Consider the following 15,503-nt stretch of genomic DNA (forward strand, 5'->3'; position numbering starts at 1 on the left):
CTTGCGCAGAGGGGTACAGAGAAGGTCAGTAATGTCTCATATGTCGCTCGGGGTCGGCTCAAACGCTCCGCCTACGGCTCCGCCGGAACCGTTGCCCGGATCCGGCTGCCCTGCCCCGGGCGGCTGTCCACGAGCAGGGTGCCGCCCACCTCGCGGGCGCGTTCCCGCATCGAGAGCAGCCCCAGATGGCCGGGGAACGTGCCCTGGGAGTCGAAGCCCACGCCGTCGTCGGCCACGGTCAGCGTGACCGTACCGGGGCCGCTGAGCAGGTGGAGGGTGACGTTCCGGGCCCGGGAGTGCTTGGCGATGTTGTGCAGCGACTCCTGCGCGATCCGGTACAGGGCGTGTTTGGCCTCCGGGGTGGTCTCCGGCTCGGAGCCGAGCGTCGCCTCGGCCGTGATGCCGTACCGGTCCCGCAGCGTCTCCACGTGCTGGGTGAGCGCGGCGACCAGGCCCTCGGCCTCCAGCGACTCGGGCCGCAGCTCGCACAGCAGGCTCCGGGTCTCGGCGATCGCGACGTCCGCGAGCCGTCTGATGTACTCGATCGGCTCACCGAGCTGGGCCAGCTCGGCCACCCCCGTCGGCTGGGCCAGATCGCGTTCCAGCAGCTCACGGGCGGTACGGGCGCCCAGGGCGATGCCGTACAGCGCCTGCGAGACCGAGTCGTGCAGCTCGCGGGAGACCCGCTGCCGTTCCTCTCGTACCGCCGTCTCCCGGGCGGCCGCGCGCTGCCGGTCCTCCTCGACCGCGCACGCCGCGTGGCCCGCGATGACCTCCAGTACGGTCATGTCGGTCTCGCCGGGGCGGCGGCCCGCCGGGAAGTGGCAGCACATCGCGCCGATCGCGGTGGTCCCGCGCAGCAGCGGCCAGGCGGCCACCGCGCCGCGCGCCGGAGCCTGCCCGGTTCCGGCCTCGCCCGCGTGGAGCACGGGCGCGGCGCCCGCGATGGCCTCCAGCGCGGGTTTACGGGACGGCGGGGTGTGCCCGTGGCCCCCGCCCGCCATGCGCAGGACGGCACCCGGACCGGGCTCCAGGAGGTAGACGGTGCAGCTCGCGGCGGTGGTACGGGCCACCGCGCCCGCGGCCAGGGAGTCCAGGGTGCGCCGCAGCGAACCCTGTCCGGCGGCCGCGGCGGTGGCGGCGGCCACCCGGCGCAGCTGTTCGCGGCCGCGCAGCCGGGCCACGGCGAGCCCGGCGGGCTCCGCGAACATCCGGACGGTCCGCACATCGGCCCGGGTGAGCCGTCGGCCGCCGCGTCTCGTCGCCACCTCGATCACACCCGCGGCCTGGCCGCGCACCAGCAGCGGCGCGTCCAGTACGGAGGCCAGGGCCGCGTCGTGGGGGACGCGGTGGAAGAGGGGCCTGCGCTCGCCTCCGGAGACGAAGAGGGGCCTGCGCTCGCCCCCGGAGACCGTGGGCCGTCCGGCGCGGATCGCCTTGCGGGCGGGCGCGGACCCGCCCGGGGTCAGCAGCCCGCGGGGGATGGCGTCGGGGGTGCCGTCGGTGGCACGTACCGCCAGGACGTCGCCCGGCTCCAGCACCATCACCCGCGCCAGGTCGGCGCCCAGCAGCTCGCGCAGCCGGTGGGCGATCAGCCGCAGCACCTCGTCGCCCGGCTCGCCCGCCAGGACCCGCTCGGTGACCTCGGCGAGCGCGGCGCGACGGCGGCGCCATCCCACGAACGGGAAGCCGTGCCAGTGCCCGTAGGCGTGCCCGTATCCGTGCCCGTGTATCTCGAAAGCGATCACGCCGACCACCACTGTTCCCTCGTCGTGGACTCCAGTGCCTCGGGCGGGGTCAGCTCACCGGCCGGTACCAGGCCCGACTGGACCGCGTACACCGCTGCCTGGGTCCGGCTGTGCACGCCGAGTTTGGTCAGGATGTGGCTCACGTACGTCTTCACGGTCTGCTGGCCGATCCGCAGATCGCGGGCGATCTCCTTGTTGGCCTTGCCGCGGGCCAGCATGGTCAGGACCTCGGTCTCCCGCTCGGTGAGCTGCTCGGGTCCGCTCGGCTCGCGGACCTGGCCCATCAGCCGGGAGATCGCGGCGGGGGAGACATGGATCTGTCCGGCGGCCGCGGACTTCACCGCGTTGCGCAGGTCGTCGGCCTCGGCGTTCTTCAGCAGGAAGCCGATCGCCCCGGCCCGTACCGCGCCCATCACCATGGCGTCGTCGAGGGAGCTGGTCAGCGCCACCACCTCGACCTCGGGGATGTCCTGGCGGATCTCCGCCGTGGCCGACACCCCGTCCATCACGGGCATCAGCAGGTCCATCAGGACGACGTCGGGGCACAGCTCCCGGGCCAGCCGTACGGCCTCGCGGCCGTTGGTCGTCTCGCCGACCACCTTGATCTCGTTGTCGAGCCCCAGGATCATGCGCAGGCCCTGCCTGACCACGGCATGATCGTCTGCGATCAGAACGCGAAGCGCCACGTTGACTCACCTGCCCATGAAAAAAGAGAACGACGGGATCGACGGGGACCACGGAACGGAGCGTCCAGGTACACGTACGGGGAGGGAACCCGGCGAGTGCTGTCCGGAATTCCATCAGTCGGGGGATTTTGTCCCCCATTCGTCCGCCCCCGGTTGGCGGAGCCACTCCAGGGGCCGAGAGACCTGGGCCTATTCGGGCTCGACGGGGCGGAAGCCCCATTCGGTGGCCCTGGCGACCGCCTCCAGCTGCGAGCGCACTTCCAGCTTCTCCAGGATCTTGCGCACATGGGTGCGAACGGTCGCGTAGCTGATGCTCACCCGCTCCGCGACCGCCCGGTTGTCCAGGCCCTGGCTCATCAGGGTGAGGATCTCCTGCTCGCGCCGGGTCAGGCTCTCCAGCCGCCCGGTCTGCTCGGCGGTCGAGCGCGCCGACTCGCGGTTCCGGGACAGCACCTCCACCAGCGTGCCGGCCGGGATCAGGGTCTCGCCCTCGGCGGCGGAGCGGATGGCGGAGGCGATCTCGTCGCCGCTCGCCGACTTCAGCAGATAGCCGCAGGCGCCCGCCTCCACCGCGGCCAGCAGTGCCGAGTCGCTGGTGTCGGCGCTGAGGATCACGATCGCGCAGGAGGGGTCGTGGGCCCGGATGCCCGCGGCCGCGTCGGCCCCGGTGCCGTCGGGCAGCCGGAAGTCGACCAGGGCCACATCGGGGGACAGCTCCTTGGCCATGGGCACGGTCTCGGCGACCGAGTCGGCCCAGCCGACCACGGTCAGGTCCGCGTACTCGGCCAGCAGCGCCCACAGCCCCTCGGCGACCACCCGGTGGTCCTCGACGATCAGGACCTTGGTCAGCTCCGCCGGTGCGGTCACGGCTCCGGGTCCCCTTCCGAGGACGGGGAGCCGAGAGACGGTGCTCCGAGGGCGGGCGCGCCGAGCTCCGCGATCGGCGAATCGCCCAGCGGCACCCAGAACTCGACCGTGGTGCCCGCGCCCGGGGCGCTCTCGATACGGCACCAGCCGCCCGCGATCTGGGCCCGTTCCTGGATCAGGGACAGCCCGAGGTGGCCCGGGCGGGACTCGACTTCGAGGGGGTTGTAGCCCTGGCCGTCGTCGACGATCCGTACGAGACAGCCCTCGTCGAGCCCGAGCAGTTGGACGTGCACCGTCTTCGCCCGGGCGTGCTTGCGCACGTTCATCAGGGCTTCCTGCGCGGTCCGGTAGATCAGCGCCATGGTCTCGGCGGGCGGCTTGGCCGCGAGCCGGTCCTCCAGCCGGTAGGTGAGCCCGGTCTCGGTACGGATCTGCTCCAGCAGCCCGCGCAGCGCGGCGGCCAGGCAGCCGTGCTCCAGGCTGGACGGCCGCAGGTCGAAGATCAGCTGCCGCAGTCGGCTCAGCGACAGCTTCAGCGTCTCGTCCAGCTTGTCCATCACCCGCTGCTCCTCCGGGTCCCGCAGCCGCCGCCGCAGCTGCTGGAGCCGGAGGCTGGCGGCGGTGATCACCTGGATGGTGTCGTCGTGGATGTCCGCGGCGATCCGCCCGCGCTCGACCTCCTGGGCGTGCACGAGATGGCTGAGCAGGGCCTGCCGGTCCCGGTCGGTGACCTCCAGCAGCTCCAGGCTGCGCTCCAGGACGAACTGGGCGCGCTGCACCTCGGTGATGTCGCGGACGGTCAGGACGGTCAGCAGCCCCTCCTCGGTGCGCAGCGGGCTGATGCTGACGTCGGCCGGGAACTGCTTGGCGTCGCTGCGGCGGCCGACCAGCTCCATGCTGTGGCCGAGCGGTTCCTCGGTCTCGTCCCATTCGCGCAGCGAGATGGTCAGCGGCTGGTCGGGCAGCAGCGCCTCGACGGCGCGGCCGATGAGATGGTCGCGGTCGTAGCCGAAGAGACCTTCGGTGCGGTGGTTGGCGGCCTGGATGCGCCCGCCCGCGTCCACGATCATCATCGCGTCCGGGGAGGACTCGATGAGCTGGCGGAACCGGCTCTCGGCGGCCCGCAGCTGGCTCAGGTCGGCGACGAAGACAACGCCGCGGGCCCGCTTGCCCTGGAGATGACCGCCGCCGAACTGGGCGGGGAACTCGGTGCCGTCCCGGCGGCGGCCCGCCATCGCGGAGGGCGCGCTGAACACCCGGCCGACGAGCTGTTCGGAGGCGGTGCGGTAGCGCTCGGGGAGGAGGTCCCGCAGCCGCTTGTCGCGCAGCTCTGCCGCGCTGTAGCCGAACATGTGCCGTACGTGTGGGTTCGCGAACTCGATCCGGCCTCGGGAGCCCAGGACCAGCACCCCGCAGGGGGCGTGGCCGAGCAGGTCCAGATACGACTCCTCCAGACGGCCGCCCACCAGGTCCTCGAACCGCCAGGAGGCGCGGTCGGCGCGGCGCAGCGGCTCCGCGCAGTCGGCGAGCAGATCGGCGGCCATGGAGAACTGGTCGCGGGCGGCCCTGTTGATCGCCTCGAGTATCTCCTCGGCGGGGGTGCCCTTCACCAGGTAGCCGGTGGCGCCGACGGCGAGCATGTTGAGGACGGTCTCGCGGTCGCCGTGGGCGGACAGCGCGACCACACGGGCGCCGGGGGCCTGGTCACGGATGGCGCGGACGCTGCCCGGGGCGTCGCCCTTGGGCATGTGCACATCCATGATCACGACACGGGGGTGGTGTTCGACCGCCGCGTGCACGGCCTGTTCGTGGTCGACGGCCAGCCCCACGAGTTCCAGGTCGGGGTGGGAGTCGATGAGGTCCGCGAGGGCTTCCCGGACCGCCGGGTCGTCATCGGCCACCACAACGTCGATCCGGTCGTCACCCATCGCTACCCACCTCCCTTGAGGACGGCACCCTGCAGTTCGCGGATGCTGAGCTCATCGCGTCGGCAGTGCGACAGCGACGGCATGACCGCGGCGAGCGGCGCGACCAGCACGTTGTAGTGGCTTCCGATGCGATCGCACACGGCGACCGCCGCCGCGGCGTCCCACACCGCGGCCCAGAAGGCCCAGTCGTGCCGCCGGTGGTTGCGGGCCGCGTCCAGGGCGGCGCGGCGCGCGACGGCGGCGGCCACGAGGATCCGGTACCGCTCTTCGTCGGTCGTGGTGCGGTGGACCTCCGCCCATCCCTCGGCGCGGGTCTGGCTGGAGGTCTGCTTCCACAGATCGGCCACCCGGTCGATTTCTTCGGGGGAGAGGTCCTCGATATGGGTCAGGAACTGGAGGACTCTTCGCGAGTTCGGGCCGAAAATAATACTCATAGGACACTCCAGGACGCATGGTACATCTCCGGACTATCGCGAACGTGGGCCCGGGCCCCCGGGGCGGCCGGACGGACCGGCCGGCCCACGTTCCCGCTCGGGTGTCATCGCCGATGTCACCGGCGTCCCTAATTGTTCTGTCCGTGGCCCGAGGACATGTTGATGCTGGCCTTGGCGATGCCGCCGCTCTTCTGTCCGACGAGCTGGAAGGCGACGCCGTTCTCGTCGGCCGCGGTGATCCGGTACGAGCCCACCGCCGACGCCTTGCCCCGGCCGTCGACCTGGAAGGTCGCGATCTTCCGCTGCCCGGTGGAGCCGGACCCGGCGTACGCGACCACCGTCTCGCCCGGGGCGAAGCCCGCGACGTAGAAGCTCAGCGTGGTGCCCGCCCTGCCGCCGAAGGCGCTGGGCTCGGCGGACGGGGAGTACGGCAGCACCGTGAATCCCGAGCGCACCACGGCCCGGCTCTGGTCGCCGATCGCCATCAGCGTCTGGCGGCCCTTGAGCCCGAACGGCACGTTGAACGCCACGTCGCGGATCTGGCCCATGCCGTTCGCCTGGGCGGTGAAGGCGGGCAGCCCGCTGTTGCGGTTGATGTAGACCAGCACCCGCTCGCCGGGCGCGAACTTGTTGGCGGACAGCGTGATCCGCTGACCGGCCTTGAGCGCGTACGGCTTGGACTTCATCGACGGGTACATGGCCAGCATCTGGAAGGGCGCGGTGGCCGTGGTCTTGCTGCGCTTGCCCACCAGGACCAGCGTGCTGTTGCCGGTCGGGGCCACCCCGACCTTGATGTCCGCCCGGCCCACGCTGCCGCCGCTGTCGGAGTGCAGCGTGGTGACGGGGATGCCGGTGGTCCGTCCCCAGAACACGTCGATCGACTCGCCGGGCCGGAAGCCATGGGCGCTGACCATGACGACGTCGCCCGGGCGGCCGACCATCTTGTTGATCCGCGCGGTGCCCACCGCGCCGCCGGTGATCACCTTGGCCTCAGCGGTCTTGGTGCCGCCGCGCTGCTGGGCGACCAGGGTCGCGGGCCGGCCGCTGTTCGACTCGGGCACGGTGAACCGGGCGTAGATCGATCCGTAGCGGTCGGTCCGGACGCTGCCGATCGCCCGGCCCTTGGTGTCCGTCGCCCGGGCCTTGAGCAGCAGGTCCACGGTGGACTTCTTGTCGAAGCCGCCGCCTTCGACCGTCGCCTTGCCGCCGGGGGTCACCAGGCCCGGGTTGAGCACGATGATCGGGCCGGACGCCTGCGGGATGCGCTGGTTGCCCAGCTTGATGGTCTTGGGCTGCTTGGGCGGCCGTACTTCCTGCCGCTCGTGCGGATGCCCCTTCTTCGGGGCGCCGCCGCCTCCGTTGCCGGTGGTGTCGAGGGCGCCACCGAAGCCACCGCGCGCGATCACCTGCACGAGCGATCCGACGATCGCGAAGACCACGAGAGCCAGCAGGACGGTCTTCCAGGTGAGCTTCTTCTTGTTCTTGTTGCCCGGGTCGTTCCCGGCCGGGGATTTCTCCTCGTACTCGGGAACATCCCTGTCCTCCGGAACATCCCAGTCGTCGTCGTACTCAGGCATGGCCTTCACCTCCTCTTCCCGCGGCTATTGCACCCGGTAGATTTCGAGCTTGATATTGCCCTGGATTCTCGACCAGACCCGATCGGAATTCTGGAGGGCCTTGAGAATCCAGTTCTCGCGCCCGTCGGCGTTGTTTGTGGCCATCGACTTGCGCATCTTGTTCGACATGATGATGTAGTCGATGTTCTGCCATCTCTTTTTGAAGAGTTTGTCGCGCACATCGGGGTCGGAAGCGGCGTTCCAGTGCGAATGCGCGTACGGGTAGAACGGGCGCACATCGTGCAGCTCACCCCATAGGTCGTCGTCCATGATGATGCGCGAATTGGAGGGGACGTGTTTGCGGATCCAGGCGATCTGATCATGCTGCATTTTGGTGAGATTGATCTTCGACTGGTACTGGTCCGCGATTTGCACAACGCCCTCGGTATTGGTGTGCACCAGATATCCGGAGGACGGTGACATCAGCAGGATGACCGCGACGAACGAGGGCACGCCGACCCGGACCATGGAGTGCGCCCCGCGCAGGAAGCGGTTCTTGAACGAGGCCTTCAGCAGCCGGTCCACGGCCATGCCGATGCTCATCGCGAACATGGGGATCAGCGGGGTGACGTAGAAGTCCAGCACCACGCTGCCGCGCAGCAGATAGAAGGTGTAGCCGAAGGCCAGGGTTCCGATGACCAGGTAGCCCAGGTTGCGCTGCCGGTCCCGCAGCCCCCACCACAGGCACAGCAGCATCGCCGCGAACCCGCAGATCAGCATGAACGAGTCGCGCATGAGCCAGCTCGTGTACAGCAGCCCGTCGTGGCTGAGCAGGTTGCCCTGGCTGCGGTTGAGCTGCCACCACAGGGTGTAGAGCAGCGAGACGTGGTCCGCGGGCGGATTGTTCAGGTCGAAGTCGAAGCTGCTCGGCAGAAGCTCGTTCTTGAGCAGCGCGTACGTCACATAGGCGCCGATCGGGGCCGCCGCGGCGAACGGCCAGAGCGTACGGAGGAACCGATGGCTGGCCGAGCCCTTGATCCGCCGGTAGAGCAGATAGATGAAGCTCGGCAGGAAGAAGATCGCGTTTTCCTTGGTGATCAGCGCGAGCCCAAGGGCCACCCCGCCGCCGAACACCGATCTGATGGTGGTCTCCCGGCGCAGCAGGGCGAACAGGCCGAGCAGCAGCCAGAACATCATCAGGTTGTCCAGCAGCACTTGGCGCTGGTAGTAGACCGCGATCGGCGAGACGTTGAAGAAGAACGCGGCGATGGTGGCGGCCAGCGTGCTTCCCGACAGCCGCCGGGTGACCTCGAACAGCAGATAGACGCTCGCGACATGCACCAGCAGCATCAGGAAGCGACCGGTGTTGATCGCGTTGCCGAACGTCTCGAACTGCTTCGGCAGCGGGAAGACCCAGCCGGCGAGGGTGATCCAGCCCGCCGGGGCGTGGTCGTAGTCGTAGGTGTACGGGGACAGGCTGGTCTCCCGCACCAGCGACCAGGCCCGCTGCATGTAGATGCCCTCGTCGGTGAGGTAGAGGGGGTAGCGGAACAGGTGGTAGCCGTGGGTGAGCGCCCCGGTCAGCAGGGAGAGCACCAGGGCGATCTTCCCGGCGTTCCCCAGCGGCGGGAACCAGCCGCGCTCCACGGAGAACCGGCGGCGGCGCCGCGCGGGGGGCCGCTGCGGGGCGGCCGGGGTCCCGGCCTGTGCCTGGTCCTGGCCCTGGGCCTGGTCCCGGCCCTGGTCCTGGTCCTGATCTCGGCCCTGGTCCTGGCCCGGTGCCTGGTCCTGGTCCTGCTGGGACGGATCGGCAGTGACCGGGTTCGAGGGTGCCCGGCTGGGCAGGGGGTCATGCGACACGCGACTCCGCCTCCTCGGTCTGGCCCCGGTGGGCGCCCACGTGCTGTGTCTTCTCCCAGTCGTGGCGACCGGCCATCTGCCGCCGCATGGCCCGCAGCGCCGCGTACGCGAGGACCATCTGGAACGGGAACCAGGCGATCGCCATCCGGACGACGGCCTTCGGCGAGGCTTCGAGCCCATGGGCGTCGGTGAACTCGTACAGGCCGACCATCTGCACCAGGAAGTGCGCGACCAGCAGCAGTACGGGCAGATACGAGCAGAGCGCGATCAGCACCGGCACCTTGAGGATCAGGATCATGCCGAGCGAGATCGGCAGATAGAGGCCGAGCAGCGCCTGCCCGCGCGGGAACACCAGCACATAGAAGGCCAGCCAGCGCTGTTTGCGCGTCGGCATCTTCTTCCAGGTGCCCTTCTTCAGGGTCTGCATGAAGCCCTGGCTCCAGCGGGTGCGCTGCCGGACGAAGTGGCCGAGGGTGGGCGGGGTCTCCTCCTTGGTCACGTACCGGTCGTCGTAGACCACGCGCACCCGCTCGCCCATGGCCGAGATCCGCAGGCCCATGTCCGCGTCCTCGGTGAGATTGCGGTCGTCCCAGCCGCCGAGCCGCAGCAGCAGCTCGCGGGAGAAGAAGACGGTGTTGCCGCCGAGCGGAATGGAGCCGTGGTGCGCGTGGTAGTGCAGTCGGCTCTTGAACCAGAAGAAGTACTCCAGGACGTTCAGCGTGGAATACCAGTTGGACTGGTAGTTCATGAGCTGGACGCCCGCCTGCACCACCCGGACCCGCTCCTTCACCATCACGGTGTTGACGAGCTGGAATATCTTCGGGTGGATGTCGTCCTCGGCGTCGAAGATGGTCACCACCTTGTTGGCGGTCTGCGGCAGGGCGGTGTTCAGCCCGTGCGGTTTGTTGATCGGCTCGTCGTCGAAGACCACGACCCGCACGTTGTGCAGCCCTTCCCGGGCCAGCTGGTCGATCTTCTCCTCGGCCTTTTTGATGGTGCCGTCGTCGTCCTGCGAGCAGATCACGAAGACCTCCAGCAGTTCGGCCGGATATTCGGCGCGCACCACCCGCTCGATGGTGGACTGGATGACGTCTTCCTCATGCCGGGCGGGCAGCAGCACGCTGAAGGAGAGCCGCGGCGCGATGAAGGTGTCCGGCGCCCTGGACTTCCGTTCGGCGTCCGCCCGGTCCCAGGTGTAGAGCATGAGATAGAGGACATGGGCCGATTGCACGGTGAGCAGGATCGAGACCAGGACCAGCACCAGATAGATGATCGGGATAATCATCGGCTCCGCCTCCCCCATACCCATCCCGTACTGCAGGCGAAGTTGACCGCGAACGCGGTAGCGATGCCGAGGAAATTCGCCAGCAGGAGATTCATTCCGGCGCGGACCAGCGACCAGACGAGAACGACATTGACCGCGAGTCCGCCCAGTATGGATACGTTGAACTTGACGAAACGTCTGGCCGACGGGGTGCGCACGGCGAAGGTCCACCGGTCGTTGAGCAGGTAGTTGTGGACCACGGCGAGTTCCACCGCGATACCGGACGCCACCAGAAGCGGCAGTCCGGCCCAGTGGTAGAGCGCGAAAAGCGCCGCCGAGTTCACCAGCACACCGCCCCCGCCGACCACCGCGAAGCGCAGCGCCAGACCGGGCAGACCCGCCATCCGTTTCCGCGGCGAGCGGGTGCGGCCAGGACTCCCGTTTCGCCTGCCGGTGGTCACGTCCGCCTTGTCGCCCGGCTCTCCGGTGCGCTCACTGAACGTTCGGAAACGCTGCATCGCGACTCCCTCGACAGGAGGCTCTTATCGCCGTCGAGTCCCAGAGTGCGTCACCCGCAAAGGAGGTAGTACCCGCGCTCGGGGGAGCGGTGAGTGCACCTTCGGCGGACCTCTTTCCTCCCCCATTTCGGGGAGCGCCGGTTTCTCCGGGTTCCGGCCCTTCCCCCGAAGAGGGGAACGGCGGATCCCTCGCCCGCGGGTGTCAGTACTTCCGGGGGCTGCCCAAGATGAAAGGGGCCCGACGGCCTTGCGTCCCATGCGACGAGAGTAGGTGACGTAATGTCAGGTCACGTGATGTCACGCCATCCATTCGCCGGCCGGGCCGGAGCGGTCATCGCAGCGATGACCCTCGCACTGGCCACGCCGGCTGCGGCAAGTGATTCCGACAGCAGTGCGTTGCACGATTCCGAATGGGCGCTCACCGTGCTCAAGGCGGAGCGCGCATGGAAATTCAGCAAGGGTGCCGGAGTGACCGTCGCGGTCATCGGCACCGGGGTGGACGCATCCCATCCGGATCTCCGCGGGCGGGTCGCCCCCGGAAAGGATTTCGCGGGCGGCGGCAGCCCCGTCACCCGGGACGACGGAAACGAGGACGAGCAGAGCACCCACGCCGCGGGCATCATCGTCGGCACCGGCCGCAATTACCGCGGCGACGGGGTGTACGGGCTCGCGCCCCGGGCCCGGGTCATGCCGCTCGGGGTCTACCGCGACGGAAAGCCCCAGGCCGCGGCCACCGCCCGGGCCATCCGCCACGCGGCGAGCCATGGCGCGCACATCATCCACGTCGCCGTGTCCTTCAAGCGCCCCACCCCCGATCTGAAGTCCGCGGTGAAGTACGCCGCGGGCCAGGACGCCGTGGTGGTGGCGGGTGCCGGGGACAACGGCAAGGACGGCAACCGGCCCACGTACCCGGCCGCCCTCCCCGGTGTGGTCGCCGTCGTGGCCACCGACAAGAAGGGCGCCGTGTGGACCTCGTCCCACCACGGCGGGGCCATCACGCTCGCCGCGCCCGGCGTCGCCATCCTCACCACGGCGGGCAACAACGACTACTGGACCGGCGACGGCACCGGCTACGCCGCGCCCTGGGTCGCCGCCGGGGCGGCGCTGCTGCGCTCGGAGCACCCCCGCTGGAACTCGCGCCAGATCGTGCGGAAGCTGATCGACACCGCCGACCGGAAGGGCTCCACGGGCCATGATCCGCGCTACGGCTACGGGGTGATCGCCCCCGCCAAGGCGCTCGCCGACCGGGCCGCGCCGCCGCCCTCCGCCGAGCCGACCGGGGCCCCCTCCCCGCACCGCACCAAGGCGGCCGCCGCCTCCCACGCGGCCGACGATCAATCCGCCCTGGTCACGATAGGGATAGTGGCGGCCGTGCTGGTCGTGCTCGCGGTACTGGCCGTGGTGCTCATCAGCCGCCGCCGGCCGCCGCCCGGCAACTCCCACAACAGCTGACGGCGGAGGTGGCGATGTTCACCGGATCGCCGCGCGGCCGCACCGCGGACCGGGACCGCCCGCCGGTGCGGCCGCGCCGGACCGCCTGGCTGAGCCGCGGCATGGCCCATGTGCTGGTCATGGTGCTGGTGGCCGAGGTCGTGATGGCCGCCACCACGGCGGGCACGCTGCTGGAGCCCTCGGCCAGCCATGTCCCCAAGCCGTCACTCCCCGTGGCCAAGCCGTTCTATCCCGCGACGACCCGCTTCTACATCGACCCCCACAACCCCGCCGCGTCCTGGGTGCGCGCCCACGCGCGCGACCGGCGGGCGGCGGCGATCCGCTCGCGGATCGCCGACCAGCCGCAGGCCGCCTGGTTCACCGAGACCAACGAGTCGCTGGTCGAGGAACGCGCCCGGGGCCTGGTCGACGCGGCCACGGCCCGGCAGCGGCTGCCGGTGCTGGTCGCGTACGCCATCCCGCAGCGCGACTGCGCGCAGTACAGCTCCGGCGGCAGCGGGGACGCGGGCGTCGCCTACCGGCGCTGGATCGACGCGTTCACCCGGGGCATCGGCGACCGGCCCGCCCTGGTCGTCCTCGAACCGGACGCCCTCGCCCACCTGGGCTGTCTGCGCAAGCGGCAGCGCGCGGAGCGATTCGCCGCCCTGGCGTACGCGGGCCGGACGCTCCGGGAGCGGGCCCCGCGGGCCCGGATCTACTACGACGCCGGAAACTCCGGCTGGCAGCCCGCGCGCACCATGGCCCGGCGGCTGCGGCGCGCCGGGATCGACCGGTACGGGGACGGCATCGCGGTCAACGTCTCCAACTTCAACGCCACCGGCGACGAGGTGCGCTACGGCCTGTCCGTGCTGCGCGAGCTGGGCCGCCCCCGGCTGGGGGTCGTGGTCGACACCAGCCGCAACGGGGCCGGGCCTACCGCCAAGCACCAGTTCTGCGATCCGCCCGGGCGCAGGCTGGGCCGGGCCCCCACCGCGGCCACCGGGATCCCCGGGGTCGACGCCTTCCTGTGGATCAAGCAGCCGGGGCAGGCGGACGGCTGTGCGGCCGGTGCGGGCGTCTTCGTCCCCGGCTATGCGTACCGGCTGACCGGCTGAGCCGCCCTCCTTAAGGGGCCCTGGGCCTCCGTAGGACCCCCTCCCGGGGCCTGCGGAGGCCCTTCGCATGCCCCCGCACGCTCTCCACCACCCCCTCCACCAACCCCTCAAAACGGACATAACCCATATAAAACGGCCGAATTCTGCTACCTCAACTGAGGTAGCCGGAATTCGGCCGTTTGGCGTGTCCTGAATTCCTGCAATTGAGGTATCCAGATTTCGGTCATGCGTACGGTGTTTCGAGCCCCGGGCTTTTCTAATGTCGGTGAGTGACAGGACAAGAAATCCCGAAGGAGCTCCATCGATGCAAAGAGTTCTCGTCGTGGAGCACCACACCCAGGTGCTGAGTGCTCTCGCCGATCTCGTGATCGAGGAGCCGGGACTGGAGTTGTCCGGAATTGCCGGATCGGCCCGAGAGGCAATTTCTCTGGCCCGAGCAGCGCAACCGGATGTGGTGCTGATCGATGTGGACGAGCCCAGCTGGAAAGCGCAAGGGCTGGACCGCTTGATCGGCGACCTCCTACCGCAGGCGCGGATTGTCCGGCTGACCGCCGTATCCGACCCCCAAATGGAATGCCTGGAATCTCCGACGAACACCCCCAGCATCCTCAAGACCGAAATACGCGAATTCCTCAGGAGTATCACCGAATGAATTCCCCCATGGACCAGAACAACGTCCCGACCAACCCCGAGACCACCGAGACCAAGGGCGCTCCGCGCTCCCGCCGTCTGCGCATGGGTATCGCCGCGGCCGTCGTCGCTGTCGCTGCCGTGGGTGGCACCGTCACGGCGTTCGCGATGAACTCCGACGACTCGGGCTCCTCGTCCGCGGCCGCCCCGGGCAAGCCCGCCGGTTCGGATGTGAAGTTCCCGCTGTCGACCAAGAAGGGCGACATCGTCGACTCGCAGGGCAAGAAGGTCGTCATGACCGGTGTGAACTGGTTCGGCTTCGAGACCGGCACCTTCGCGCCGCACGGCCTGTGGACCCGCAGCCTGGACTCCATGCTGGACCAGATGGCCAAGCAGGGCTTCAACACCATGCGGCTCCCCTACTCGAACGAGATGTTCGACGCCAAGAGCAAGCCCAACGGGATCGACTTCAAGCAGAACCCCGACCTGAAGGGCCTCACCGGCCAGCAGATCATGGACAAGGTCGTCAAGGGTGCCACCGACCGCGGCATCATGGTGATCCTGGACCAGCACCGCCCGGACCAGTACGGCCAGAGTGAGCTGTGGTACTCCCAGAGCCTCTCCGAGAAGAAGTGGCTGAGCGACTGGGTCAAGCTGGCCAAGCGCTACAAGAACAACGACCGGGTGGTCGGCGCCGACCTGCACAATGAGCCGCGTGGCCAGGCCACGTGGGGCGACGGCAACGCGAAGACCGACTGGCGCATGGCGGCCACCAAGGCCGGTAACGCGATCCACAAGGTCAACAAGAACTGGCTGGTCTTCGTCGAGGGCACCGACCGCCACAAGAACGAGCAGTTCTGGTGGGGCGGCGACCTCCAGGGTGTGAAGAAGTACCCGGTGAAGCTGGACGAGGCCAACAAGGTCGTCTACTCGGCTCACGACTACGGTCCGGGCGTCTTCAACCAGAACTGGTTCCAGGCGAAGGACTTCCCGAAGAACATGCCCGCCATCTGGAAGAAGCACTGGGCCTACATCAAGCAGCAGAACCTCGGTCCCGTGCTGCTGGGTGAGTTCGGTGGCCGCAAGACCGCCGGTAACAGCAAGGAAGCCATCTGGCAGAACGCCCTGATGGACTACCTCAAGAAGAACGGCATCAGCTACACCTACTGGACCTGGAACCCGGACTCGGGCGACACCGGCGGTGTGCTGAACAAGGACTGGAAGACGATCGACAAGAACAAGATGAAGATGCTGTCCGACTACCAGATGCCGCTGCTGGCGCCGAAGGGGAAGGCGTCGGAGTGACCCCTTCCGGCACTTCGCCGAGCATGGTGATGTGACAGCGAGGGCCCGCAGGCAACCGCCTGCGGGCCCTCCGTCGTGTCCGCACGCCCCACCGGCCGCCTGAAAAGTCCGGAAAGTCGTGGATGGAGGGAAGCGGGACGCGCTCCCGCCGGGTTTCCCTC

Annotated in this window: 13 protein-coding genes; 4 read left to right on the forward strand and 9 right to left on the reverse strand. The window is 69.3% G+C overall.

Translation table 11 applies throughout. The features are described from left to right. Window positions 1-71: 71 nt before the first annotated feature. The 9 genes from ACZ59A_RS21480 to ACZ59A_RS21520 all read right to left on the reverse strand — a co-directional run bounded on the left by ACZ59A_RS21480 (window position 72) and on the right by ACZ59A_RS21520 (window position 10,861). Window positions 72-1,748, reverse strand: coding sequence for a sensor histidine kinase (locus tag ACZ59A_RS21480; RefSeq protein ID WP_470960704.1), 1,677 nt, complete (start codon window positions 1,746-1,748; stop codon window positions 72-74). After that, window positions 1,745-2,434, reverse strand: a complete 690-nt coding sequence (locus ACZ59A_RS21485) for a response regulator (RefSeq protein ID WP_470960705.1) — start codon at window positions 2,432-2,434, stop codon at window positions 1,745-1,747. Before ACZ59A_RS21485 ends, ACZ59A_RS21480 begins: the two co-directional genes overlap by 4 nt. A gap of 189 nt (window positions 2,435-2,623) precedes the next feature. Next, window positions 2,624-3,301: a response regulator gene (locus ACZ59A_RS21490; protein ID WP_468049908.1), complete on the reverse strand. Its 678-nt coding sequence runs from the start codon at window positions 3,299-3,301 to the stop codon at window positions 2,624-2,626. Next, window positions 3,298-5,229: a PAS domain S-box protein gene (locus tag ACZ59A_RS21495; protein WP_470960706.1), complete on the reverse strand. Its 1,932-nt coding sequence runs from the start codon at window positions 5,227-5,229 to the stop codon at window positions 3,298-3,300. The genes ACZ59A_RS21490 and ACZ59A_RS21495 overlap by 4 nt, the downstream gene beginning before the upstream one ends. A gap of 2 nt (window positions 5,230-5,231) precedes the next feature. Continuing rightward, window positions 5,232-5,663, reverse strand: a complete 432-nt coding sequence (locus ACZ59A_RS21500; protein ID WP_468049904.1) for a hypothetical protein — start codon at window positions 5,661-5,663, stop codon at window positions 5,232-5,234. Between the two features lie 128 nt (window positions 5,664-5,791). Next, the gene (locus tag ACZ59A_RS21505) at window positions 5,792-7,240 is read right to left on the reverse strand and encodes a hypothetical protein (protein ID WP_470960707.1); all 1,449 of its coding nucleotides are present in this window, start codon (window positions 7,238-7,240) and stop codon (window positions 5,792-5,794) included. Window positions 7,241-7,264: 24 nt separating this feature from the next. Beyond that, window positions 7,265-9,079, reverse strand: a complete 1,815-nt coding sequence (locus ACZ59A_RS21510; RefSeq protein ID WP_470960708.1) for a glycosyltransferase family 39 protein — start codon at window positions 9,077-9,079, stop codon at window positions 7,265-7,267. Continuing rightward, window positions 9,069-10,364 carry a glycosyltransferase gene (locus ACZ59A_RS21515; protein WP_470960709.1) on the reverse strand — a complete coding sequence of 432 codons (1,296 nt, stop codon included), beginning with the start codon at window positions 10,362-10,364 and terminating at the stop codon, window positions 9,069-9,071. The genes ACZ59A_RS21510 and ACZ59A_RS21515 overlap by 11 nt, the downstream gene beginning before the upstream one ends. Further along, complete coding sequence (locus tag ACZ59A_RS21520; RefSeq protein WP_470960710.1) at window positions 10,361-10,861, reverse strand: GtrA family protein; 501 nt, start codon at window positions 10,859-10,861, stop codon at window positions 10,361-10,363. Before ACZ59A_RS21520 ends, ACZ59A_RS21515 begins: the two co-directional genes overlap by 4 nt. 396 nt (window positions 10,862-11,257) lie before the next feature. On the opposite strand from ACZ59A_RS21520, the gene ACZ59A_RS21525 reads away from it, so the two are divergent. From ACZ59A_RS21525 to ACZ59A_RS21540, 4 genes are all read left to right on the forward strand, one after another. Then, window positions 11,258-12,313 (forward strand): S8 family serine peptidase, encoded by a 1,056-nt coding sequence (locus ACZ59A_RS21525; RefSeq protein ID WP_470960711.1) that lies wholly within the window; start codon window positions 11,258-11,260, stop codon window positions 12,311-12,313. Window positions 12,314-12,327: 14 nt separating this feature from the next. Beyond that, complete coding sequence (locus ACZ59A_RS21530; RefSeq protein WP_470960712.1) at window positions 12,328-13,407, forward strand: glycoside hydrolase family 6 protein; 1,080 nt, start codon at window positions 12,328-12,330, stop codon at window positions 13,405-13,407. Between the two features lie 322 nt (window positions 13,408-13,729). Further along, a complete protein-coding gene (locus tag ACZ59A_RS21535; protein ID WP_470960713.1) occupies window positions 13,730-14,059 on the forward strand; it encodes a response regulator in 330 nt (109 codons plus the stop codon). Next, window positions 14,056-15,342, forward strand: a complete 1,287-nt coding sequence (locus ACZ59A_RS21540) for a glycoside hydrolase family 5 protein (protein WP_470960714.1) — start codon at window positions 14,056-14,058, stop codon at window positions 15,340-15,342. Before ACZ59A_RS21535 ends, ACZ59A_RS21540 begins: the two co-directional genes overlap by 4 nt. Window positions 15,343-15,503 lie beyond the last annotated feature (161 nt).

It is taken from the genome of Streptomyces sp. NPDC040405 (genome assembly GCF_055595765.1).